Genomic DNA, 21,274 nt, shown 5'->3' on the forward strand with positions numbered 1-21,274 from the left:
CGGCGCCGCCTGGGGCCGCCGGGCTACTTCTTGGGGTTGCCCTTGGCTTTGAGCTGCACGATCCGGGTGCCCGACCAGTCGCCGAGGCCGATCACCTTGGTCGTCGCGAGCCCTGCGGTCGGCGCGGCCTCGGAGATCTCGCTCTGCTCGACGTAGCCCGGCTGCCCGGTCTTGGGCGAGAGGACCCAGATGAAGCCGTCCTCCGCCAACAGCTCGATCGCGTCGACGAGCGCGTCCACCAGGTCGCCGTCCCCGTCTCGCCACCACAGGAGCACGACGTCGACGACCTCCCCCGCGTCCTCGTCCAAGAGGTCCGCGCCCAACGCGTCCTGGACGTCCGACCGGATCTCCTCGTCGACATCCTCGTCCCAACCGAACTCTTGGACCACCATGTCTGCGGCGACGCCCAGCTTCTGGGCGGCGTTCTCGTTCGTTTGGGCCGCGCTCACGGCAGTCTGTCTCCTTATGGTCGAATGTCGAAGTCTCACTTGATCGTGCTCTATCCTTGCCCAGCGGTCAACTGGGGACAAAAGTGACGTACGTCAAATTTTGGGGCGCGGCGCGGAATTCCGCCAAACCGGCGACCACGCCCGGAGCTTGAGCGCGAGGAGCCACAGCAGCACGAACGGCAGTCGGAGCAGATTCCAGTAATAGCGGAACACGATGCCCGCGAACACCGGGATCCAGCTCCAGATCACTGGTTTTTCCATCCAATCCGCCCCGGTCAGGGCCCAAAGCAAGCTCGCGGCGAAGAACAGCGTGACGCTCGCGGCAATGGCCATGAGCCCCGGTTTGCGGCGCAGCGCCCGCCAGACGAGCCGCCCGTCCGGAGCCGACAGCTGCGAGCCGGTCCGGAAGAGGAAGCCAGACCCGGCCGCGAGCAGCGCGAGCACCCCGAGGCGGCCGAGGACGGGATCGATCCCATGGCCCCCCTCGGTGAAGACCAGTGCGAGGAACACGGCGACCGCGAGCACGCGCAGCCAGAACAACACGCGGCGCAGCTCGCCTGCCAGCACGTCGTACGCGGGCTTCGGGTCGGTCGGGTCCAGCTCCAACGACTGGCGCAGCCCGACGACCGTCCGGGCGAACCCGGTCGCGGTCGCGCCCGCCTCGGCCGCCCCGCGCAATGCCTCCGCGTTCTCCGGCTCGAGGCGCAGCGCCTCGGCGTACGCCTCGCGCGCCGCCCCTCTTCCACGCCTGGCGAAGCCGAACCGGTGGAGCTTGCCCACCAGCAGATGGAAGTCCGCCTCCTCGGGGTCGAGCTCCACAGCGCGCCGGGCGCAGGCCCTCGCCCGCCCAAGGCGAAGGCCCGCCATGAGCGCGGCCGCGAGCGCGTAGTGGTTCCACCCGTCCTCTGGGTCGAGCTCCACCGCTTGGCGCGCCGATTCCTCGGCCAGCCGCCCCCGGTGGAGCTTGACGTAGGCGATCGCGACCAGCCGGTGCGCCACATCGGAGTCCGGCCGCTGCGCGACGAGCCCCTGCGCCGCCACGAGCGCCTCCTTCGCCTTGTCCTGGCCGATCAGGCTCCTGGCAAGCTGCGAGAGCAGCAGGAAGTCGTGCGGGTCCTGCGCCAGCCCCTGGCGCACCACCGCCTCCGCCTGCGCATGGCGGCCGAGGCCCAACAACGCCGCCGCGCGCTGGGCCGCGCCGCCGCCCGCCATGATCGCGCTCATCGGCCTTTGCGCCGCTTGAAATACTTCGCCAGCTCGTCGTACGCCCCGTCGACATTGCCGTGCGTCGCAACGTTGCGCGCGACGGCGAACCACTCGCCCGTGGAGGGCTTGACCTCTTTGAGCGCGGCCTCGAAGTCTTTCTGGGCGATCGGCCGGACTTCCCCGGCGCGCAACGAGTCCGTGAGCGCCCGCTGGGTCGCGGTGAGGCAGAGGTGCGCGAGGTCGGCCCCGGAGAAGTCCTCCGTCGCCCGCACCAGCGCGTCGAGGTTGACGCCCGCGAGCGGCCGGTCCCGCAGATGCAGCCGGATCACGCCCTCCCTCGCTTCCGCGTCCGGGGGCAGCACGAGCAGGGTGCGGTCGAACCGGCCGGGGCGTTTGAGCGCGGCGTCCACATCCCACGGCGCGTTGGTGGCTGCGAGGACGAACACGCCGTCGTTGTCGTTCTGCGCCGAGTCGAGCTCGCTGAGCAGCTGGTTGACCGTCGACCGCATCGAACTGGCGCCCCGCAGGTGGGAGCGCTTCTGCCCGAGCGCGTCCACCTCGTCGAAGAACAGCACGCACGGGGTGTTGCGCCGCGCCATCTCGAAAATGTCTTTGAGGTTGCGCTCGCTCTGCCCGATGTACATGTCGAGCACCTCGGCAATGCCGACCTGGTAGAAGTTCGCGCCCAACTCGCCCGCGAGCGCCTTGGCGATGAACGTCTTCCCGCAGCCGGGCGGGCCGTAGAGCAAGAGCCCGCCCTTGAGGCTGAGCCCGAACGCCTTCGCCAGCGCGGGATTGCGCATGGGGGCGAGGAAGGCCGCTTCGAGCCGCTCCTTCACCTCGGCCATGCCCGCGACGTCGTCCAGCGTGAGACCGGGGCGCTCAAGCCAGCCCGTCGGCGATTGAGACAAAGCAGCTGTTTCGGGGAGGGCGGCCGAGCCAGGCGGGTCCGAGACGAACGCGGGCTCCACGATCTCTTTGACCTGCTCCTCCGCGGCCGCCCAATCGAATCCGCCGTTCGGCGCATGGCCGTCTTGCGGCGCAGGGGCCGAGAGTTTGGCGGACACCTCTTGCAGCATCTGCAGCGCGCTCTCATTCGCCGGGTCGAGGCCCACCGCCGCGACGCACTGCTGCAGCGCCTCCGGCAACCGCCCAGCCTGAGCCAAAAGCCCTGCGGCCCGCACGCGCAGCCCGACCACGTCTGGATTTTCCGCCACAGCCGCGAGAAGCTCGGCGATCACCGCCTCGTGCCCCAAAATTCCTCCTCGTCGGTTTCCGCCGAACAACGCTCCCGAGTCTACCGATCCGCTCGTCCCCGGCGCACGCTGATAGGCAAGCCACTAGACTGGTCATCTGTGACCGAGAACCACCATGTCATCCGCGAAGGCGTCGCCTCGTACCTCGTCGACAACGACCTGCAAGAGACCGAAGAATGGATTGAGTCCCTCGACACACTTGTCGACAAGGAAGGGCGCGAGCGCGCCCGGTTCGTGCTTCTTCGGCTTTTGGAGCGCGCCCAGGAACAGGGCGTGGCGGTCCCCTCGCTCACCTCCACCGACTTCGTCAACACCATCCCCACCCAGCGGGAGCCGGAGTTCCCCGGCGACGAGGAGATCGAGCGGCGCTACCGCGCCTGGATCCGGTGGAACGCCGCCGTCATGGTGCACCGCGCCCAAGCCCCCGGGATCGGGGTCGGCGGGCACATCTCCACCTACGCCTCCTCGGCCTCGCTCTACGAGGTCGGGTTCAACTGGTTCTTCCGCGGCAAGTCGCACCCCTCGGGCGGCGACCAGGTCTTCATCCAGGGCCACGCGTCCCCCGGCGTGTACGCCCGGGCCTTCCTCGAAGGCCGCATCCCTTCCGCCCAGCTCGACGGCTTCCGACAGGAGCACAGCCACCAGGCGCGGGGCGGCGGCCTGCCCTCCTACCCGCACCCGAGGCTGCTCCCCAGCTTCTGGGAGTTCCCGACGGTGTCCATGGGCCTCGGCCCCGCGAACGCCATCGCCCAGGCCAGGTTCAACCACTATCTGAACGACCGGGGGATCAAAGACACGTCCGACCAGCACGTCTGGGCCTTCCTCGGCGACGGCGAGATGGACGAGCCGGAGTCCCGCGGCCTGTTGCAGATCGCGGCGACCGAGGCGCTCGACAACCTCACCTTCGTCGTCAACTGCAACCTCCAACGCCTCGACGGGCCGGTGCGCGGCAACGGGAAGATCATCCAGGAGCTGGAGTCCTTCTTCCGGGGGGCGGGCTGGAACGTCATCAAGGTGATCTGGGGCCGCGAGTGGGACGCCCTCCTGCGCTCGGACCAGGACGGCGCGCTGGTCAAGATCATGAACGAGACCCCGGACGGGGACTACCAGACCTACAAGGCCAACGACGGCGCCTACGTGCGCGAGCACTTCTTCGGCAAGGACCCCCGCACGAAGGCGCTCGTGCAGGACTACACCGACGCGCAGGTGTGGAACCTCAAGCGCGGCGGGCACGACTACCGCAAGATCTTCGCCGCGTACCAGCGCGCCCTCGCCCACAAGGGCCAGCCCACCGTCATCCTCGCCCACACCATCAAGGGCTACGGCCTCGGCTCGAACTTCGCGGGCCGCAACGCCACGCACCAGATGAAGAAGCTGACCCTCGACGACCTCAAGAACTTCCGGGACTCCCTGCGCATCCCGGTCTCCGACGCGGACCTCGAGCGCGACCCGTACCTGCCGCCGTACTACCACCCCGGCGCGAACTCCCCGGAGATCCAGTACCTCGTCGAGCGCCGCCGCGAGCTCGGCGGGTTCCTGCCGCAACGGCGCACCACCGTCAAACCGCTCGCCCTGCCGGACGACAAGACGTACGCGGCGCTGAAGACCGGCTCCGGCAAGCAGCAAGTCGCGACGACCATGGCCTTGGTGCGCCTGTTCCGCGAGCTGCTCAAGGACAAAGAGGTCGGCCCCCGTATCGTCCCGATCATCCCGGACGAGGCCCGCACCTTCGGCATGGACTCCTGGTTCCCCTCGCTCAAGATCTACAACCGGCTCGGGCAGCTCTACACCTCGGTGGACGCGGAGCTCATGCTCGCGTACAAGGAGAGCTCGACGGGCCAGATCCTGCACGAGGGCATCAACGAGTGCGGCTCGACCTCGTCGTTCACCGCCGTCGGCACCTCGTACGCGACGCACGACGAGCCGATGATCCCGATCTACATCTTCTACTCGATGTTCGGGTTCCAGCGCACCGCCGACAGCATCTGGGCCGCCTCCGACCAAATGGCCAGGGGCTTCCTGCTCGGCGCGACGGCAGGGCGCACCACGCTCACCGGCGAGGGCCTGCAGCACGCCGACGGCCACTCGCTGCTCCTCGCGCACACCAACCCGGCGGTCGTCGCGTACGACCCTGCCTTCGCGTACGAGGTCGCGCACATCGTCAAGAGCGGGCTCGAGCGCATGTACGGCCCGAACGGCGAGGACCTGATCTACTACATCACCCTCTACAACGAGCCCATCTCGCAGCCCGCCGAGCCCGCCGACCTCGACGTCGACGGCCTGCTCAAGGGGATGTACCTGTTCCGCCAGCCCGAGTCGGACACCGGCCTGCAGGCGAACATCCTCGCCTCCGGCGTCATCGTGCCGGAGGCGTTGCGCGCGCAGCAGCTGCTCCGCGAGCATTGGCAGGTTGGCGCCACGGTCTGGTCGGTGACGAGCTGGGGCGAGCTCGCCCACGACGGCGAGCGCAGCGACCGGGCCGCGCTGCGGCACCCGGACCAGCCGCGCCGGACCCCGCACGTCACCTCGGCGCTGAAGTCCGCCGTCGGCCCGGTGGTCGCGGTCTCGGACTGGGCCAGGGCCGTCCCGAACCTCATCCGCCCGTGGGTGCAGAACCGGTTCACCGCGCTCGGCGCGGACGGGTTCGGCTTCTCCGACACACGCAAAGCCGCCCGGCGGGTGTTCAACATCGACGCCGAGTCCATCGTGGTCGCCGTGCTGCTCTCGTTGGCCGAGGACGGGAACCTTGACCGCTCGGTCGCGGTCCAGGCCGCCGAGCGCTACCACATCGACGACGTGTTGGCAGTGGTCGCCGATGAGCACTAACCTTTGAGCCGTGAGGGATTTACCGTGAGCCCGAGTCCGGGCGATTCCGTGCGCCCGAGGCGGGCGAAAAAACGGAACCGCGAGCCGCTCCCAGAGAACCTGCTGCGCAGGATCAAGCACTTCTCCGGGCATTTGGCCACCGACGCGGTCCGGTCGATGGCCGACCAGCTGCCGTATTTCGTCGAGCTGGACACGAACCAGCGGGCGAACGTGCAGCTCGTGGTGCAGACCGCCGTGGTGAACTTCGTGGATTGGCTCGAAAACCCCGCCACCGAGGCGCGGCTCGCCCTGCAGCCGTTCGAAGTCGTCCCGCAGGACCTCGCACGGCACATCACGTTGTCGCAGACCGTCGAGATGATCCGGGTCGCGTTGGAGCACTTCGAGCATTACCTGCCCGCCCTCGCCAAAGACGAGCAGCAGCTCATCAACCTCACCGAGTCGGTGCTGCGCTACGGGCGGGAGATCGGCTTCGCCGCGGCCTCGGCGTACGCGGAGGCCGCGGAGGCGCGGGGCTCGTGGGACAACCGTCTCGAAGCGGTCCTCGTCGACGCCGTGCTGCGCGGCGACGCGAGCGGCGAGCTGCAGTCCAGGGCCGCGACGCTGAACTGGGACGCGAACGCGCCCGCGACCGTCATCGTCGGCGCGGCGCGGGCCGACTCCCCCACGAGCATCCCCGTCCTTATCCACAACATCGCCCAACGCCATTCCGGGGCGGCGCTCTCGGCGGTGCACGGGCGCAAGCTCATCACGGTCATCTCCGGCTCGCTGCCTGCCAACCAGGCGTTCCTCGCCGAGCTGCTCCAGCTCTTCGACGAGGCCCCGGTGGTCATCGGCCCGACCGCGCCGTCGCTCGCCGAGGCCAGGATATCTGCGACCGAGGCCCTCGCCGCGCTCGAAGCCGTCGCGGGGTGGCGGGGCGCCCCCCGCCCCGCGCATTCGGACGAGCTGCTGCCCGAGCGCGTGCTCAACGGCGACCTCTCGGCAGCCAGGGCGCTCACCGACCAGGTGGTGGCCCCGCTGCTCGCCGCAGGGACGAACTTGCTGAACACGCTCGAGGCGTATTTGGACTCCGGCGGCGGGGTCGACTCCTGCGCGAAGGAGCTCTTCGTCCATCCGAACACCGTCCGCTACCGCCTGCGCCGCATCGCGACGGTCACCGGGCTCGACCCCACCGACCCGAGAGACGGGTTCGTGCTCCGCGTGGCGAGCATCATCGCGAGGATCAGCGCGACGCCCGGCCCCAAGGACGTCGGCTTCACGTCGACGTGGGCAGCCGTCCACAACGACACGCTGAATGCCGACACGCGGAGCGGCCTCGCGGCCTTCCCACCAGGGACAGCGCAAGATTTATAGCAAACCTATAACTTTTTATCGCATTTTGATAACGTCCTTTGTAGTTCTCTACAAATAAGCGTCTGTAAATTCGTCATGTCGCACACCGCCTACGAAGCCAGCTTTAGTGTTTTCTTAAATTCATGCGTTCAATAGTTGCCCCCGGGCAAGGGTCCCAGTCTGCCGGGATGCTCACGCCATGGCTCGCCGTTCCCGGCGCCGCCGAGCGTGTCGCAACCTGGTCCGGATTGACTGGTCTCGACCTTGAACACCTTGGCACCGCCGCCTCCGCCGAGGAAGTCACCGACACCGCGGTGGCCCAGCCCCTCATCGTCGCAGTCGGCCTCCTCGCGTGGGAGAAGCTGAGCCAGGACGGGTTCGCCGTCGGCGACGACGCCGTCGTCGCCGGGCACTCCATCGGCGAGCTGACCGCCGCTGCCGTGGCCGGAGTCATCAGCTCGGACGACGCGGTGAAGCTCGCCGCCATTCGGGGCGGGGCCATGGCGAAGGCCTGCGCGATCTCGCCGACCGGGATGTCCGCCCTCCTCGGCGGCGACGAGGAAGCCGTGCTCGCCCGGCTGGACGAGCTGGGCCTGGTCCCGGCGAACCGCAACGCCAAGGGCCAGATCGTCGCCGCAGGCTCGCTCGAAGCCCTTGAGGAGCTCAAAGCCAACGCGCCCGCAGGCGCCCGGATCCGCCCCCTCTCGGTCGCCGGGGCGTTCCACACCGAGCACATGGCCACGGCGCGCGAAGCCGTCGCGGAAGCGGTCGCCGGGCTGGCCCCGGCCGATCCGGTCGCGACGCTGCTCTCCAACACCGACGGCAAGGCCGTGCGCACCGGAGCCGAAGTCCTCGCACGGATCGTCACGCAGGTCACCTCCCCGGTGCGCTGGGATCTCTGCCAGGTCACGATGCGCGAACTCGGCGTGGAAACCATGACCGAGCTGCCGCCAGCCGGTACGCTCTCCGCGATCGCGAAGCGGGAATTGCCCGAAGTGAACACGCACGCAGTGAAGAAATTTGAAGACTTGGCGCTCGTCGCCGAACTCGGGTGACGCGCTCGCGCCACCCCTGACCCACAGCGGCAGCGAGCAAAAGCTCAACAACACCTGCCACGACAGTAGAAAAAAGGAGACGGCCAAGTGCCTACCAGTGAAGCCGAAATCATCGCCGGAATCGCCGACATCATCGAAGAGGTCACCGGCATCGAGCCCTCGGAGATCACCCCGGAGAAGTCCTTCATCGACGACCTCGACATCGACTCCCTCTCCATGGTCGAGATCGCGGTGCAGACCGAGGACAAGTACGGTGTGACCATTCCTGACGAGGACCTGACCTCCCTGCGCACTGTCGGCGACGTGGTTGCCTACATCCAGAAGCTGGAAGAAGAGAACCCCGAGGTCGCCGAGAAGATCCGCGCTTCCGTCGCCGACGGCGGCAAGGACTCCGACGAGGCCAAGGAAGCCATCCGCCAGGCTGCGGCCGAGATCGAGGCCAAGAAGGCCGCCGAGGCTAAGTGAGGTCAAAATGAGCTCTGCTCCTAGCACCCTCAACGGAGGGTTCCCGAGTGTGGTCGTCACCGGCATGCACGCCGTGTCCGGGCTCGGCCCCGACATCGACACCACGTGGGCGAACCTGCTCGAAGGCAAGAGCGGTGTCGAGAAGCTGGAGACCGGTCGTATCACCGGCCTCCCGCTCGACGGGCTGCCCGCGCAGATCGGCGCCCAGCTCAAGTTCGACCCGACCGAGTCCCTCAGCCGGGTCGAGAAGCGCCGGATGAGCTACACCCAGCAGCTCGGCGTGGTCGTGGCCCGTCAGCTCTGGGAAGACTCCGGCAAGCCCGAGGTCGACGGCGACCGTCTCGGCGTCGTCATCGGCACTGGTCTCGGCGGCGGCGACGCGATGCTCGACACCATCGACCGGATGCGCGAGGGCGGGTACAAGAAAGTGTCCCCGCTTTCCGTGCAGATGATCATGCCGAACGGCACTGCCGCGGTGATCGGCCTCGAGCTCGGCGCACGCGCAGGCGTGATCACGCCGATCTCGGCGTGCGCGACCGGCACCGAGGCGCTCGTGCACGCATGGCAGATGATTGTCATGGGCGACGCCGACATGGTGGTCGCGGGCGGCATCGAGGGCGTCATCGACGCGATTCCGATCGCGTGCTTCTCGATGATGCGCGCGCTGTCCACCCAGAACGAGGATCCGAAATCGGCTTCTCGTCCGTTCGACCGGGACCGCAAGGGCTTCGTCTTCGGCGAGGGCGGGGCATTGCTCATCCTCGAGCGCGAAGAGCACGCGAAAGCTCGCGGCGCGAAGATCTACGCCCGGCTCATGGGCGTCGGCCTCACCTCGGACGCCTTCCACATGGTCGCCCCCGACCTTGAGGGCAAGGGCGCCGAGCGGGCCATGCGGCGCGCGATCGAGCGTGCCGGGATCTCCGCTTCGGACATCACCTATGTCAACGCGCACGCGACCGGCACGGATGTCGGCGACCCGGCCGAGGCGATGGCCATCAACCGGGCCATCGGCGACCACGCGGCGGTGTACGCTCCGAAGTCCGCGCTCGGCCACTCCATCGGCGCCGTCGGCGCTCTCGAGTCGATCCTGACGATCAAGGCTCTCGAGGACGGGATCTCCCCGCCCACGCTGAACCTCGACAACCAGGACCCCGAGATCAAGCTGGACGTCGTCCACGGCGAGAGCCGCAAGGGCGACTTCCAATACGCGATCAACAACTCCTTCGGGTTCGGCGGCCACAACGCCGCGCTCGTGTTCGGGAAAGCCTGATCGCTTCGAGAAACGTGAAAGGCCCCGGCTTCGGCCGGGGCCTTTCACGTTTTCACGCTGCGTGTTTCTCGCCTCAGGGGGCCGGGCGCAACTCCACGATCGGGATGGGGCGGCTCGTCTTCTTCTGGTACGCGTCGTACCGGTCGGCGTTGCCCGCGTTGGCCAACGCCCAACGGCGGGCGTAGTCGGGGTCGTCCGGGAGCGTCACCCGCGCGATCGCCTTCTGCCTGCGCCTGCCGACCTGGATCTCAGTCTCTGGCGCGGCACGCAAGTTCGCCAGCCAGCCGGGGGCGCGGGGGGATCCCCCGTTGGACGCCACGACGAGACGCGCCTCGCCGTCCGTGAAATACGACAGCGCATTGGTCCTTGCGAGCCCGGTTTTGCGGCCGGTCGTGCGCAACAACAGCGTCGGCATCCCGAACAGCAGGCGGTGGCCGACCAAGCCGTCCGTTTTCTCGTACAACCATTGGTGCGCTTGGAGAATGCGCTGAAACGTGCTCGCCATGGTATGCCTTTCTCGTTGCCCGCGTCACACAGTAGTCATTGACAACATTGTTGTCAATGACCACTGGCAGGTGTTCGTCCACTAGACTCTTGTCTCAACTATGGGCATCTCACTACAGGCATGACGACACCGCGCTACCACCACGGGGATCTGCGCGAGGCCGTGCTCGCCCGCGCTGAGGCCGCGCTCCGCGAGACCGGGGCCGAAGGACTGTCGCTGCGCAAACTCGCACGGGACCTCGGAGTCAGCCATGCCGCGCCGAGCAGGCATTTCAAAGACAAACAGGCCTTGCTCGACGCGTTGGCCGTGCGCGGGTTCTCCCGTCTCGGCGAGGAATTCGCATCGGCGAGCGCCGGCTCCGTGGTGGAACGCGTGCAAGAGCTCGCCCGCCGCTACCTCGCGTTCGCGATCGAGAATCCGGCGCTCCTCGCGGTGATGTTCTCCCGAAAGCACTGCCAGTCGGCGAACACGTCTGTCGCGGACGCGGCGAACCACGCGTTCCGGGCGCCGCTCGACGTGATCGCGAAGGCACAGGAGCGGGGCGAGGCGCGCCAAGGCGATCCCACACGCATCGGCCTGTCCGCCATGGCCGCGATGCAAGGGCTGGCCGCGTTCGTGAACTCCGGCTTCATCGGCGATGAGACGGCGACCGCAGTCGCCGGGGAAACGATCGCCCGCCTGGCCGAGAGCTTGCGCCCGCTCCGCGAAGGCGCGTCGGCTCAGACCGCCGAACGCGTCCGTTCCGAAGACACGGCCGCCCCTTCGCGGTAAGGCTCGAGCGCCTCGTCCCATGCGCTGCCCAAGGCCTCGTCGAGCTGGGCCGCGAACCACCCGCCGTCCCGCCTGCCGCGCTCCATGAGCGCCCGCAGGTGCGACTCGCCGAGGATGACATCCCCGTTCGCCCCGGTCTCGCCATGCCACAGCCCGAGGCCGGGAACATAGCTGAACCGTTCCCCGTTGACGCCGAGGCTGGGGTCCTCGGTGACTTCAAAACGAAGCATCGGCCACTGGCGCAGCGCATTGACCAGCCGCGCTCCGGTGCCGACCGGCCCATGCCAGTCCACGACGGCGCGCTGCGCTCCGGGGGCTGCGGCTTGCTCTCGCCAGACAAGGTCCGCTGGCGCGCCAAGCGCAGTCGTCAACGCCCACTCCACATGTGAGCACACCGCCGTCGGCGCATAGTGGACGTACACGACTCCACCTGCCGACCGGGCGGATGTATTGGGCGCTTCGTTATGAAATTGATTGCGCACTTTCTACCTCCTGCGTCGACGAGCTTCGTCTTCCCCAACGAGCTCCGCAGCGGTAAATGCCATGCGTGCGATTCCAGTATGACACGAAACGCGAAGGCGCGCCAGAATCGTTATCAGACCGTAGGGCGCGGCTGCGCGACGGATGCGCCCTACGCGACCGCGCCGGGGGCGAACTCGACGAGGACCGCGTCCGAGAACTCAGGCCAAAGCGGCTTCGCCCACCCGCCGTCCTGGAAGGCGCGGTCGGTGAGCGCGGCACAGGCGATCCGCGCGACGGGGTCGACCCAGAGGAATGTCCCGGAGGCCCCGAAATGGCCGAAAGTCTCCGGCGAGTTCCTCGTCCCCGTCCAATGCGGGCTCTTCCCCGACCGCACTTCGAAGCCCAAGCCCCAGTCGTTCGGCTTCATATTGCCGTACCCCACGAGGACGCCGTCGAGGCCGGGGAATTGCGTCGTCGTCGCCTCGGCGAGCAGCTCCGGCGCGAGGAGGCGCGGGGAAAGCAGCTCCTGGGCAAACCGGGCGAGGTCGCGGCAACTGGCGCTCGCCCCCCACGCGGGCGAGCCGTCGAAGACCGCACCTGCCATGCCGAGCGGGGCGAGCACGGCCTCGGCCGCGTACTCGTGGAACCCGATGCCGGTCTCCAGCGCGACATGCTCCGCCAAAGCCTCGATCCCCGCGTTCGAATACATCCTGCGCGCTCCCGGCTGGGCGAACGGCACCCGGCTGTCGAACGGGAGGCCGGAGGCGTGCGCGAACAAATGCCGGACCGTGGCCCCAGGCGGGCCCGCCGGATCGTCCAATCCGAACGCGCCCTCCTGTATCGCCAACAGGGCAGCAGACGCGCTGAGGACCTTCGTCACCGAGGCCAGCGGGAAACCACGCTCGACCTCGCCGTGCTCGCTGATCACTCCGGCAGGTCCGACCACGACCGCAGCGGCATGGTCGACCGGCCACGAGTCGATCAACGAAAGGGCGCCCATGACGTCCGTCCGCTCAGTTCGGCGGCGGGATGTCCTCGATCGGCGGCGGGAAGGCCGGTCCGTTCTGCGTCGTCGGAGCAGGAGCGGCGGTCGGGCTCGGCGCGGCGCTCGAGCTCGGCGAGCTCGGGTGCGCGGGCGCGGTCGTCGCCGGAGACTGCGGGCGCGGGGCGCTCGTCGTCCGGGGCGGAGCGGGGGGCGCGGGCGGAGCCGGGGGCGGCGTGTACACCGGCGGCGGAGGCGTGGGGGCCTCCGGAGCGGGCGGCGCAGTCTCGGCGGGCGGCGGCACCGGGGTCGGGGCCTCCGGGGCGGGCGGCGTGGTCTCGGCGGGCGACGAGGCCTCCGGAGGCGGAGGCAGCTCCGACTCGTCCGACGGCACAGGCAGCTCAGAGCCTTCGACAGACGGCGCGGCAGGGGCCTCGGACGCAGGAGTCTCCGGCGCCTTGTTGTCATCCGTGGAGCAGCCGAGCACGGCCACCCCCGCGAACGCCGCAGCAGCGACTGCCTTCATCGTCAGTTTCGAGATCGACTTCGTCGTCGCCTCTGGATCAGGTTTGATCACCCCAACACCTCGCCTTTCATCCTTTATGCTGACCGCTACATCCCCGTATGAGCACGGACGAACGCGGTTCCTGAGTATCCTAGCCCCGCATGATCGTCTCTGCCACAGGAGGGGCCGTTTCCGCGTCGCGCGCGGGCGGGCCGCCAGGGACGGCCGAAAAGAGCCGCTCCCCCGCCGCCCCGCACAGCTACTATCGGCAGATGACCGCGCTCGCCGTCTTCTCCGACGTCCACGGCAACACCCCCGCGCTGCGCGCAGTCCTTGCGGCAATCGCCGACGAGGACGCGGATATCGTCATGAACCTCGGCGATATCGCGTCCGGGGGCGTCGACCCTCGCGGAACGCTCGACCTGCTCCGCGGGCGGCCCGATATCGTCACGGTCCGGGGCAACCACGAGCGGCAGCTGCTCGACCTCCCCGCCTCGGCGATGGGCCCGTCCGACCGGCTGGCCGCGGGCACGCTCACACACGACGACCGCGCCTGGCTCGCAGCGCTGCCCGCGCTGGCCGAGCCATCGCCAGGGGTGCTCGCCTTCCACGGCTCCCCGCACCACGACGTGGCCTATCTGCTGCACACCGTGACCGAGGAAGAACTTCGCGAGGCCGCCGACGAGGAGGTCCTCGAACGCCTCGGGCCCGGCACGAGGCGCCACACGCTGTACCTGTGCGGGCACACCCACCTGCAACGCGCCCGCGTTCTGCCGGGCGGGGCGCTCGTCGTCAATCCGGGCAGCGTCGGCTGGCCCGCCTACCGGGACGAGCAGCCCCACCCCCACAAGGTCGAGGCAGGCACCCCGCACGCCCGGTACAGCGTCGTCAGGAAAACGGCGTCCGGATGGCTGGCCGAGGAGCGCGCCATCGAGTACGACGTCGAGGAGGCCGCCGCCCTCGCCGAGCGCAACGGGCGGCCCGATGTCGCGCAAGCCCTGCGCACCGGGCGCGTCTGACCTCCACGCCGCCGAGGCGCTCAGACCATTTCCGACCAGGCCGCGGCGAATGCGCCCTCGATGCGGATCGAGCCCTCCTTGGTCTCCGGGTCGACGCGGGTGATCTGTTGGAGGCTCCCGCCGCGCCAGTGGTACAGCTCCCCGGAGATGGGGCCTTGGTGGTTCACCGAGGCGTGCTGGCAATACGCGCCCATCTTTTGGACCACCTCCAAGAACGTCGCCTTGTCGCGGAGCGGGTGCGCCGCGAGGTAATGCCGCGACGGGACGCCGACCACGTAGCCGAGCGGCGCGGGCGGCAAATGGCCGGGGACGAGCGCGCCGAGGTCGAGGAGCTTGGAGGCCAGGAACGGCGACCCGCCGTACACCAGGTGGAACGCCCCCGCGCCCTCGCCGAACATCCGCGACCCCTCGACCGGCTCGGCGGCGGTGTTGCGCCTGCCCGCCGCCCGCCAGTCCTCGCCAGGGTGTTTCTCAAGGATATCGCTGCCGAAGAACCGCACAGTGGTCGGGAAATCGAGGCAGAGGACTTCGGCCAGGCCGTCCGCGACCGGCCACGAGTAGGCGAAATACCTCGGAGAATCGTCCACTTGGGACTGCGGCATCAGCCGCGACCGGACCCGCGCCAGCAGCTCGGGAAGGCCCAGTTCGGCGCTGGACGGCTCGCGCCGCGCCTCGATCATCCGCCCGTAGTGCTCGGCGATCGCGCCCGCCCACTCGCCTTGGGGCAGGTAGCCGCAGCGGGCCATGAGGTTGTCGAGGCCGAACGTCTCCCCGTCCGTCCCCCGCAGCATCGTGCCGTTCTCGTTCACGACCGTCTCGACCCCGAGCCCCGCCAAAACCCGCATCGCGGTCCTGCGCACCTCGGCGGCCCCCTCCGCCGAGAGGCCCGGATATTCGGGATCGGGCACGGCGGGCTCCGCCTCGGCATGTTTCTTCCGCCAAAACCCCATCGACCCGCTCCCTTTCTGACAACGCCCACTGCGTGCAGGGCTTCGCTCCTCCCCTTTTCGAAGGCCGCCCAGACATCCCAGCTTAGGCCAATCCCCCGCCGGGAGCCGTCTGCGCCGACGGAAACCGCTCCCCCAAGCCTGTAAACTCCTAGCCTGGAATGCTGGCGGCCCGGAAAGCCGCCTGCCCATGGGGCTGTAGCTCAGTCGGTTAGAGCCGGGGACTCATAATCCTCTGGTCGCGGGTTCGAGCCCCGCCGGCCCCACACTCGGACCGCCAAAAAGGGGCCCGAGGAGTGATTCCTCCGGGCCCCTTGGCATCGGCGGACGAAGTCAGTGGCCGGGGTGCTGCCCGCCTGCCGCGTCGAGCGCGTCGTCCAGGGCTTGCGCGCCGGGGCCGTCCTCGTCGGTGTCGTCTTTGTGCAGCACTATGCCGCCTCGGGAGAAATGAGTGTTGCCGCCCGGACGCGACGGGGCGTCCATGGAGTCGTCGTCCGGCACGTCCGCGGGGGCGTTGTCCGTGTCGTCATCGTCGGGGGCGACGGCGGTCGGGGCGGGCATGCGCGGGGCGGCAGCAACGGCCGGGGCTGCGAATGTGCTCGCGAGCGCGAAAAACATGCCGATCAGGGCGAGTTTCATAATGTTGTCCTCTCGTTCGTGTTGTGTCGTGCGGCGGGGCGGCCTCGCCCCTGTCCGCGCGTTCTTCCAGTTGATTGTCGTTCGAATTGCTGAGAAACGCCGCTCCTTCCTCAGAGGCCGTAGCGGGTCCAGATCGGCAGGACCGCGTCGAGGTGGCTCATGAATTTCTGCAGCCCGACTCGGAACTGGGCGCCGCCGAGCGGATCGGCGGCACAGTTCGGGTACGCGATGCCGAGCCCGAACAGCCCGGGGGCGAGGATGCCGTTGGAGGGATTGTGCTCGAGCGTGCCCCATTGCGGCGTGCTGGGCTTGCGTCTGCGCTCGAACCCGACGGTGTGCACGACGTGGTCGCACTCGTCGAGGCGCGAGGAGAAATCTGGACTGCCCATGTGGACGCGTTCGAGGCGCGACGGGAGCGCGCCGTCGATGTTCTCCTGCGCCCAGTGGGCGGCTTTGCCTTTCAGCCCGGTGTCGTCGAAGAGGGTCCACCCGTCCATCGACAGGGCGTAGCGCAGCGGGCTGCGATAGAAGTTGACCACCTTGGCCACCGGCCGGTCCAAGAGGTTCGGCAGGGCGATCATGCTGGAGTGCGACGACCCGAACACGGCGACCACGGCGCCGTCGAGCGGTTGCGCCGCGAGCTTTTCAGGGTTGAGGGCGATGTCGAGCGGGATTTCCCGCAGACCGGGGTGTGCGAGCGATTTGGGGGTCGATCCGACGGCGAGGATCACTTTCTCGGAGGAGATCGGCCCCTGGTCGGTTGCCACCGTCCAGCGGCGGGCGCGCAGCGTCAGCTCGACGGCGGTGCCCCGCACGGCCGCCACCCGGCGGGCCAGGTGCTCGGTGATCCACACCAGCGGGTCCGCGACCAGGCCGAGGGGGCAGGTGTCGCGGGGGTCGATCTCCGCGAGCTCGAACCGGGGCGCCTCGCGGTAGCGGAAGGCCGGGGAGGCCTCCAGGTACTCGTTGAACAGCGAGACCGGCGTGTTGCCGGGCACCGCCCGCCATTTCCCGCCAAGGTCCCCTGCGGCGAACTCCGGGTCGATCCAGGCGATCTGATGCGGCGCGACGCCGTGGTCGAGCAGCCTGCCCGTCGCCGCGATGCCCGCGGGCCCGGCGCCGATCACGGTCCACTTGTATTGCGTCGTTGTCATGCTGGTGCCTTTCATCGGGTTCGGAGTCGCGCGCCGCTTCGAAGTTTTCAGCCGGAGCGCCGCTGGTTCCCAGTGTCGCCCGGAAGCGTTGCCGCTGGTAGAGGTCTCGTTTTTGTGGGGACACAAACTCGGCTTGTGCCCTGTGCCTGTGCCCTGGGCGCTATACGGCGAAGGCGCAGGCTGCCGACAGGGCGAGCACGCATCCGCCGACAAGGCGCACCTCCCAGAGCGGCGAGACCGACCGGGAAGGCAGCGCGCGGCGCAGGGCGCGCCCACGACGCAGGCTCGCGCAGGAGACGACGGCCGCGGACACGACCGCGAGGCAGGCGGCGAGCGCCCCGGCCAGACCAGGCCTGCCTGCAGCCTCGCGCAGCGCGAGGAGCCCGGCGGTCGCGAAGACGGCGAGGGAGGTGCGGGACCAGGCGAGCACGACGCGCTCCGCCGCCAGCCCGTTCGCGGCGGTCATTGCGCCGCCGACGCGGCTGTCGCCACGAGCGCGATGACGCAGACCAGGACGACGCCCGCCCCCAGGTACCACGGCGGGGGCTGCTTGGGCAGCGGCTCGCCCCGGCGGATGGCGCGCTCCGACTGGGCCCATCGGCGGACGCCCATCCCCGCCGCCAAGATCGCCAAAGCGTTCAACGCGAGCCCGAACGCCTGCGCCGATCCACCCGCGAGCGGTCGCGATGGTAGCTGCACGACCGCGACCGAGAGCGCCAACAGGCCGAGCGCCGTGCGCTGCCACGCCAGAAACGTCCGCTCGTTCGCCAGCACGAACCGGCAGTCGGGCTCCTCTGCGGCAGAAGAGCCACCGCCCTCAGCCCCGTCCGCCACGGCCAGTCCTGGACGCGAGCCCGATCGATCCCATGCTTGTGCCTTTCATCCGACGGAAGGGTCGCGCGGCGCTTGGCTGCTCGGCCGAAACGCCGCCGGTCCCAGTCTCGGACACATGGGGGGCGCCTGGTAGACGGCTTGTCTTTGTGATGCCACAAGCCGTGGTTGTGCCTTCGTCGCGTCACATGCAAAAGGCGACCGCCCCGGCTTGGGGCCGGGGCGGTCGCCTTGTGGTGAGAACGGCTATTTCTTGGTGACGGTCTCTTTGAACGTGCCGTCGCCCTGGTTGAGCCAGGTGATCGTGCCGTGCTGGAACTCGCTGGTCCAGCCGCCGTGGGCCGCGCCGGGGCCGCCCGCGGTCTCGGCCTCGTCGGCGGTGGGGAAGCCCAGCGCGCCCGCAGGCCCGCCGTCAGCCTTGTACACCCGCAAGATCTCGCCCTGGATGAGGTGCGCGCCGGTCGAGGGCGACCAGTAGACGGCGTCGTTGGCGAAAGCCTGCGCGACGCCGTCGCCCACCTTTTCCGGCTGCGCGGTCGGGAGCCCGAGCTTCGCCTGGCCGCCTGCCTTGGCGTACACGTCGGCGATGTGCCCCTCCAGCACGACCTGCCCGACGCCGGGGGCTTCGACAGTGGTGGGAGTCGGGGAGGCAAGAGCGGAGGACACCGCGCTCGACACGGAGCCGCCAGCCGCCGAGGCCGCGTTGGCCGCGCTCGTCACCGCGCCTTTCGCCTTGTCGGCGGCTTCTTTCGTCTCCGAGCATCCGACGACCACGGCCGTGGCCGCGGCCAGCGCCGCGAACGCGCCGAACGCACGGATGAACACTTCACGTTTGGTTGCATGTGATCTCTGCATGGAACCCACCATAGCGCCGATCCATCAACTTCGGAAGACCCTCCCCGAACGAATTGAATTCTTTCTCAACACATCAACGGAAAGCCTCCGGATGTTCACCTGCCGCATCCGGATGGGATCGTGCGAACAGAGCCCGTGCGAAAATGTGGCGATGCGCGCCTTCGCGGCCCTGTGCCTCAGCCTTCCGGGCCTGTGCCTCCCGTTTGCCGCCTGCCCGGACGCCGCCGCCGATCCAGGCCTTTTCTTCATCGACCACGTCGCATGGGTCGACACGCCGGACGGGCCGAGCCTGCATGTCTTCCCCGCGCAAGCCGGACGGGACGCGCCCGTCGACGAGCAAAGCGCGGCATGGGCCGAGGTGCTGCGGCTGGCCCCGGAAGCCGACACCCCCGGGATGCGCGAGCAGTTCGACTGCCACCAAGGCTTCGCCAAGAACAAAGCGAGCTGGAACCTCGAACCGTGGCGGCCGCCGGTCGACATGGTGACGATGCTGGCCAGCGCCTGCAACCCCGGCAAGCAGGAACGACCCCAAACGTGATCTGTCCCACTTTGCCGGTATAATGCCAACACTGGGGAAACTCGCTGGCAGCAGCGTTGCAGCCAGCGGATTGGACGAAGGGGAACCGCATGATCCGCTCACCGTCGAGCCGAACAGCAGGAGCAGGACGAGCCGCAGCGCCAGGACGGCCGGAGCCGTCTTCGCCGGGCCCGCGCAGCGTGGCGCTGCGCTGCGCGGCGCCGGGCTCGAAGAAAGAGGCAGACGCGTTCGTCGTCTTCCTGATGCGCCGCCTGCGTGAGACAGTCAACCAAGCCCGGCCTCGCAGCCAGCTGCTGCGGCTGTGCGCCGGGCCGGCCCAGGCCGACGTGGCGACGCTGATCCGCTCGCTCGACGCCCGTCAGCTCATCGTCGAAGCCGCCGCGAGCTCGTTCGCGTTGGAAGGGCGGGGCGACGTCCACGACTTCGTCTGCAGGTTCGACTGCGCGCACGGACCGATGCGGGTGCTCTTCGGGCGGATCCGGCGCGGCTCCGAGGGCTGGCGGCTGCTCTCGCTGCACCAGCTGCCCGTCGCGCCGGGCGCGCGTCCCCGATGGCCGCAGACGGCCGGGGGACGCGTCCCCACTACAGTCTGAGCATGGCCGACTCGACCCAACCGACGCCCTTCGACCCGACGCAATGGCAGAGCGTCGCCGGTTTCGCGGACCTCACCGACATCACCTACCACCGGCACGTCGAGCTCGGCGCGGTGCGCATCGCGTTCGACCGGCCCGAGGTGCGCAACGCGTTCCGCCCGCACACGGTGGACGAGCTGATCGCCGTGCTCGACCACGCCCGCACCAGCCCGGACGTCGGAGCCGTGCTCCTGACCGGCAACGGCCCCAGCCCGAAGGACGGCGGGTGGGCGTTCTGCAGCGGCGGCGACCAGCGGATCCGGGGGCGCACGGGGTACCAGTACGCGAGCGGGGAAGACGCCTCCACCGTGGAGAAGGGCCGGGCGGGCAGGCTGCACATCCTTGAGGCGCAGCGGCTGATCCGGTTCATGCCGAAGGTCGTGATCGCATTGGTGAACGGGTGGGCGGCAGGCGGCGGGCACAGCCTGCACGTGGTCTGCGACCTCACGCTCGCGAGCCGGGAGCACGCCAGGTTCAAGCAGACCGACGCGGACGTCGGCAGCTTCGACGGCGGATACGGCAGCGCGTACCTGGCCAAACAGGTCGGCCAGAAGTTCGCCCGCGAGATCTTCTTCCTCGCCCGCCCCTACACCGCCGACGAGATGCACGCGATGGGCGCGGTGAACGCCGTCGTCCCCCACGACCAGCTCGAAGCCGAGGGGATCCAGTGGGCGCGGGAGATCCTCGGCAAGTCGCCGCAAGCGGTGCGCATGCTCAAGTACGCCTTCAACCTCGCCGACGACGGGCTGGTCGGCCAGCAGCTCTTCGCGGGCGAGGCCACCCGCCTGGCCTACCAGACCGACGAGGCCGTCGAGGGCCGGGACCAGTTCCTCCAAAAGCGGGAACCGGACTGGTCCCCCTACCCCTGGCACTACTGACACGACCTCGGGCGAGCGGCTAGCGGTAGGTGAGCAGGCTTTCGTCCCCACCTTCGAAGTGGCCGTGCTCGTTGAAGGACACCATGCTCACCCCGGAGCGCCCGACGATGAACTTCGTGACGCCCGCGTTGCAGACCACCCGGTGCAGCGGCAGGAAGCTCCTGCCCCAATCCGGCTCCGCGCCCCAGGTCAACGTCAACGCGGCCAACGCGCCGATCACCCCGCCCGAGGTGAACACCAGCGCGTCCTCGCCTTTGCCCAGCCCTGCGACGAGCTCGTCGAACGCGGCCCGCGTCCGCTCGGCGAACGCGGTCCAGCTCTCGGCGCACGGGCTCGACGCGCCCGCTTCGACCCAGCCCGCGAGCGCGACGTCCAAGGAGCGCTGGAACAACCGGGGGTCGCCGCCGAACTCGCCGGAGGAGCCGGCGCCGTGGCCCGCGAGCACGTCGTGGAAGTCGTACTCGTCCCAGCGCGAGTCCTGTCGCGGCGAGAACCCCGCCGCCTCCGCCGTGCCGAGCTGGCGGGCCATTTTCCCGCACCACGCCGTGACGGAGCCCGCGCCACGGCGGCGCAGCTCGTCGCCGACGGCTTGGGCCTGCCGCGCGCCGAGCACGGAGAGCTGGTCGTAGTCGGCGGCTCCGAACGAGGCCTGGCCGTGGCGCACGAGGTAGACGACTCCCATAGAAAAACCCTATCT

24 protein-coding genes and 1 tRNA gene are annotated in these 21,274 nt (G+C 69.2%); 11 read left to right on the top strand and 14 right to left on the bottom strand.

Annotated elements, in window-relative coordinates:
* Nucleotides 1-23 precede the first annotated feature (23 nt).
* The 3 genes from ACRC20_RS11675 to ACRC20_RS11685 form a co-directional block, all read right to left on the bottom strand.
* Nucleotides 24-449, bottom strand: a complete 426-nt coding sequence (locus ACRC20_RS11675) for a DUF3052 domain-containing protein (RefSeq protein ID WP_438686544.1) — start codon at nucleotides 447-449, stop codon at nucleotides 24-26.
* Between the two features lie 93 nt (nucleotides 450-542).
* Nucleotides 543-1,673 carry a tetratricopeptide repeat protein gene (locus ACRC20_RS11680; RefSeq protein ID WP_438686545.1) on the bottom strand — a complete coding sequence of 377 codons (1,131 nt, stop codon included), beginning with the start codon at nucleotides 1,671-1,673 and terminating at the stop codon, nucleotides 543-545.
* Complete coding sequence (locus ACRC20_RS11685) at nucleotides 1,670-2,911, bottom strand: AAA family ATPase (protein ID WP_438686546.1); 1,242 nt, start codon at nucleotides 2,909-2,911, stop codon at nucleotides 1,670-1,672. Before ACRC20_RS11685 ends, ACRC20_RS11680 begins: the two co-directional genes overlap by 4 nt.
* Before the next feature lie 69 nt (nucleotides 2,912-2,980).
* Between ACRC20_RS11685 and aceE the strand changes: the two genes are divergently transcribed.
* From aceE to ACRC20_RS11710, 5 genes are all read left to right on the top strand, one after another.
* Entirely contained in the window at nucleotides 2,981-5,737 is a 2,757-nt protein-coding gene (gene aceE / locus ACRC20_RS11690; RefSeq protein WP_438686694.1) for a pyruvate dehydrogenase (acetyl-transferring), homodimeric type, read from the top strand.
* Nucleotides 5,738-5,761: 24 nt separating this feature from the next.
* Nucleotides 5,762-7,090 (top strand): PucR family transcriptional regulator, encoded by a 1,329-nt coding sequence (locus ACRC20_RS11695; RefSeq protein ID WP_438686547.1) that lies wholly within the window; start codon nucleotides 5,762-5,764, stop codon nucleotides 7,088-7,090.
* A gap of 122 nt (nucleotides 7,091-7,212) precedes the next feature.
* A complete protein-coding gene (locus tag ACRC20_RS11700; RefSeq protein ID WP_438686548.1) occupies nucleotides 7,213-8,124 on the top strand; it encodes an ACP S-malonyltransferase in 912 nt (303 codons plus the stop codon).
* Between the two features lie 87 nt (nucleotides 8,125-8,211).
* Nucleotides 8,212-8,589 carry a meromycolate extension acyl carrier protein AcpM gene (acpM, locus tag ACRC20_RS11705; RefSeq protein ID WP_438686549.1) on the top strand — a complete coding sequence of 126 codons (378 nt, stop codon included), beginning with the start codon at nucleotides 8,212-8,214 and terminating at the stop codon, nucleotides 8,587-8,589.
* 7 nt (nucleotides 8,590-8,596) lie between these two features.
* A complete protein-coding gene (locus ACRC20_RS11710; RefSeq protein ID WP_438686550.1) occupies nucleotides 8,597-9,859 on the top strand; it encodes a KasA/KasB family beta-ketoacyl-ACP synthase in 1,263 nt (420 codons plus the stop codon).
* Nucleotides 9,860-9,932: 73 nt separating this feature from the next.
* On the opposite strand, the gene ACRC20_RS11715 is transcribed toward ACRC20_RS11710, so the two are convergent.
* On the bottom strand, nucleotides 9,933-10,364 hold the full coding sequence (locus ACRC20_RS11715) for a nitroreductase family deazaflavin-dependent oxidoreductase (RefSeq protein WP_438686551.1): 432 nt from the start codon (nucleotides 10,362-10,364) through the stop codon (nucleotides 9,933-9,935).
* 120 nt (nucleotides 10,365-10,484) lie between these two features.
* On the opposite strand from ACRC20_RS11715, the gene ACRC20_RS11720 reads away from it, so the two are divergent.
* A complete protein-coding gene (locus ACRC20_RS11720) occupies nucleotides 10,485-11,135 on the top strand; it encodes a TetR/AcrR family transcriptional regulator (protein WP_438686552.1) in 651 nt (216 codons plus the stop codon).
* Here the strand turns inward: ACRC20_RS11720 and ACRC20_RS11725 are convergent.
* From ACRC20_RS11725 to ACRC20_RS11735, 3 genes are all read right to left on the bottom strand, one after another.
* Complete coding sequence (locus ACRC20_RS11725) at nucleotides 11,084-11,617, bottom strand: DUF3145 domain-containing protein (protein WP_438686553.1); 534 nt, start codon at nucleotides 11,615-11,617, stop codon at nucleotides 11,084-11,086. The genes ACRC20_RS11720 and ACRC20_RS11725 overlap by 52 nt on opposite strands.
* Before the next feature lie 149 nt (nucleotides 11,618-11,766).
* Entirely contained in the window at nucleotides 11,767-12,597 is an 831-nt protein-coding gene (locus ACRC20_RS11730) for a serine hydrolase domain-containing protein (RefSeq protein ID WP_438686554.1), read from the bottom strand.
* Nucleotides 12,598-12,610: 13 nt separating this feature from the next.
* Complete coding sequence (locus ACRC20_RS11735; protein ID WP_438686555.1) at nucleotides 12,611-13,156, bottom strand: hypothetical protein; 546 nt, start codon at nucleotides 13,154-13,156, stop codon at nucleotides 12,611-12,613.
* A gap of 89 nt (nucleotides 13,157-13,245) precedes the next feature.
* On the opposite strand from ACRC20_RS11735, the gene ACRC20_RS11740 reads away from it, so the two are divergent.
* A complete protein-coding gene (locus ACRC20_RS11740; protein WP_438686556.1) occupies nucleotides 13,246-14,103 on the top strand; it encodes a metallophosphoesterase family protein in 858 nt (285 codons plus the stop codon).
* Nucleotides 14,104-14,123: 20 nt separating this feature from the next.
* Here the strand turns inward: ACRC20_RS11740 and ACRC20_RS11745 are convergent, their stop codons facing one another.
* Nucleotides 14,124-15,011: a hypothetical protein gene (locus ACRC20_RS11745; protein WP_438686557.1), complete on the bottom strand. Its 888-nt coding sequence runs from the start codon at nucleotides 15,009-15,011 to the stop codon at nucleotides 14,124-14,126.
* A gap of 231 nt (nucleotides 15,012-15,242) precedes the next feature.
* Here ACRC20_RS11745 and ACRC20_RS11750 point away from each other — a divergent pair.
* A tRNA-Ile gene (locus tag ACRC20_RS11750) sits at nucleotides 15,243-15,316 on the top strand.
* Nucleotides 15,317-15,383: 67 nt separating this feature from the next.
* Here ACRC20_RS11750 and ACRC20_RS11755 read toward each other — a convergent pair.
* From ACRC20_RS11755 to ACRC20_RS11775, 5 genes are all read right to left on the bottom strand, one after another.
* Nucleotides 15,384-15,689 (bottom strand): hypothetical protein, encoded by a 306-nt coding sequence (locus ACRC20_RS11755; protein WP_438686558.1) that lies wholly within the window; start codon nucleotides 15,687-15,689, stop codon nucleotides 15,384-15,386.
* A 110-nt stretch (nucleotides 15,690-15,799) separates the two neighbouring features.
* Nucleotides 15,800-16,843: an FAD/NAD(P)-binding protein gene (locus tag ACRC20_RS11760; RefSeq protein WP_438686559.1), complete on the bottom strand. Its 1,044-nt coding sequence runs from the start codon at nucleotides 16,841-16,843 to the stop codon at nucleotides 15,800-15,802.
* A 160-nt stretch (nucleotides 16,844-17,003) separates the two neighbouring features.
* Nucleotides 17,004-17,309 (bottom strand): DUF202 domain-containing protein, encoded by a 306-nt coding sequence (locus ACRC20_RS11765; protein ID WP_438686560.1) that lies wholly within the window; start codon nucleotides 17,307-17,309, stop codon nucleotides 17,004-17,006.
* Nucleotides 17,306-17,677 carry a YidH family protein gene (locus ACRC20_RS11770; protein ID WP_438686561.1) on the bottom strand — a complete coding sequence of 124 codons (372 nt, stop codon included), beginning with the start codon at nucleotides 17,675-17,677 and terminating at the stop codon, nucleotides 17,306-17,308. The genes ACRC20_RS11765 and ACRC20_RS11770 overlap by 4 nt, the downstream gene beginning before the upstream one ends.
* A gap of 243 nt (nucleotides 17,678-17,920) precedes the next feature.
* Complete coding sequence (locus tag ACRC20_RS11775) at nucleotides 17,921-18,274, bottom strand: LGFP repeat-containing protein (RefSeq protein ID WP_438686695.1); 354 nt, start codon at nucleotides 18,272-18,274, stop codon at nucleotides 17,921-17,923.
* Between the two features lie 406 nt (nucleotides 18,275-18,680).
* Here ACRC20_RS11775 and ACRC20_RS11780 point away from each other — a divergent pair, with 406 nt between their 5' ends.
* The 3 genes from ACRC20_RS11780 (at nucleotide 18,681) to ACRC20_RS11790 (ending at nucleotide 20,577) form a co-directional block, all read left to right on the top strand.
* Nucleotides 18,681-19,067, top strand: a complete 387-nt coding sequence (locus tag ACRC20_RS11780) for a DUF2599 domain-containing protein (protein ID WP_438686562.1) — start codon at nucleotides 18,681-18,683, stop codon at nucleotides 19,065-19,067.
* Between the two features lie 89 nt (nucleotides 19,068-19,156).
* Nucleotides 19,157-19,660, top strand: a complete 504-nt coding sequence (locus ACRC20_RS11785; protein ID WP_438686563.1) for a hypothetical protein — start codon at nucleotides 19,157-19,159, stop codon at nucleotides 19,658-19,660.
* A 2-nt stretch (nucleotides 19,661-19,662) separates the two neighbouring features.
* A complete protein-coding gene (locus ACRC20_RS11790; RefSeq protein ID WP_438686564.1) occupies nucleotides 19,663-20,577 on the top strand; it encodes a 1,4-dihydroxy-2-naphthoyl-CoA synthase in 915 nt (304 codons plus the stop codon).
* A gap of 19 nt (nucleotides 20,578-20,596) precedes the next feature.
* On the opposite strand, the gene ACRC20_RS11795 is transcribed toward ACRC20_RS11790, so the two are convergent.
* Nucleotides 20,597-21,259 (bottom strand): histidine phosphatase family protein, encoded by a 663-nt coding sequence (locus ACRC20_RS11795; RefSeq protein WP_438686565.1) that lies wholly within the window; start codon nucleotides 21,257-21,259, stop codon nucleotides 20,597-20,599.
* Nucleotides 21,260-21,274 lie beyond the last annotated feature (15 nt).

The sequence above is a fragment of the Segniliparus sp. genome (genome assembly GCF_051660745.1).
Lineage (GTDB): Bacteria > Actinomycetota > Actinomycetes > Mycobacteriales > Mycobacteriaceae > Segniliparus.

Excerpts from the sequence above, each read along its gene's own strand:
- ACRC20_RS11720 (WP_438686552.1), top strand. The coding sequence starts at position 10,485 with ATGACGACACCGCGCTACCACCACGGGGATCTGCGCGAGGCCGTGCTC.
- ACRC20_RS11700 (WP_438686548.1), top strand. The coding sequence starts at position 7,213 with ATGCGTTCAATAGTTGCCCCCGGGCAAGGGTCCCAGTCTGCCGGGATG.
- ACRC20_RS11680 (WP_438686545.1), bottom strand. The coding sequence starts at position 1,673 with ATGAGCGCGATCATGGCGGGCGGCGGCGCGGCCCAGCGCGCGGCGGCG.
- ACRC20_RS11730 (WP_438686554.1), bottom strand. The coding sequence starts at position 12,597 with ATGGGCGCCCTTTCGTTGATCGACTCGTGGCCGGTCGACCATGCCGCT.
- ACRC20_RS11785 (WP_438686563.1), top strand. The coding sequence starts at position 19,157 with ATGATCCGCTCACCGTCGAGCCGAACAGCAGGAGCAGGACGAGCCGCA.
- ACRC20_RS11765 (WP_438686560.1), bottom strand. The coding sequence starts at position 17,309 with ATGACCGCCGCGAACGGGCTGGCGGCGGAGCGCGTCGTGCTCGCCTGG.
- ACRC20_RS11795 (WP_438686565.1), bottom strand. The coding sequence starts at position 21,259 with ATGGGAGTCGTCTACCTCGTGCGCCACGGCCAGGCCTCGTTCGGAGCC.
- ACRC20_RS11790 (WP_438686564.1), top strand. The coding sequence starts at position 19,663 with ATGGCCGACTCGACCCAACCGACGCCCTTCGACCCGACGCAATGGCAG.
- ACRC20_RS11710 (WP_438686550.1), top strand. The coding sequence starts at position 8,597 with ATGAGCTCTGCTCCTAGCACCCTCAACGGAGGGTTCCCGAGTGTGGTC.
- ACRC20_RS11755 (WP_438686558.1), bottom strand. The coding sequence starts at position 15,689 with ATGAAACTCGCCCTGATCGGCATGTTTTTCGCGCTCGCGAGCACATTC.
- ACRC20_RS11740 (WP_438686556.1), top strand. The coding sequence starts at position 13,246 with ATGATCGTCTCTGCCACAGGAGGGGCCGTTTCCGCGTCGCGCGCGGGC.
- ACRC20_RS11780 (WP_438686562.1), top strand. The coding sequence starts at position 18,681 with ATGCGCGCCTTCGCGGCCCTGTGCCTCAGCCTTCCGGGCCTGTGCCTC.
- ACRC20_RS11715 (WP_438686551.1), bottom strand. The coding sequence starts at position 10,364 with ATGGCGAGCACGTTTCAGCGCATTCTCCAAGCGCACCAATGGTTGTAC.
- ACRC20_RS11760 (WP_438686559.1), bottom strand. The coding sequence starts at position 16,843 with ATGACAACGACGCAATACAAGTGGACCGTGATCGGCGCCGGGCCCGCG.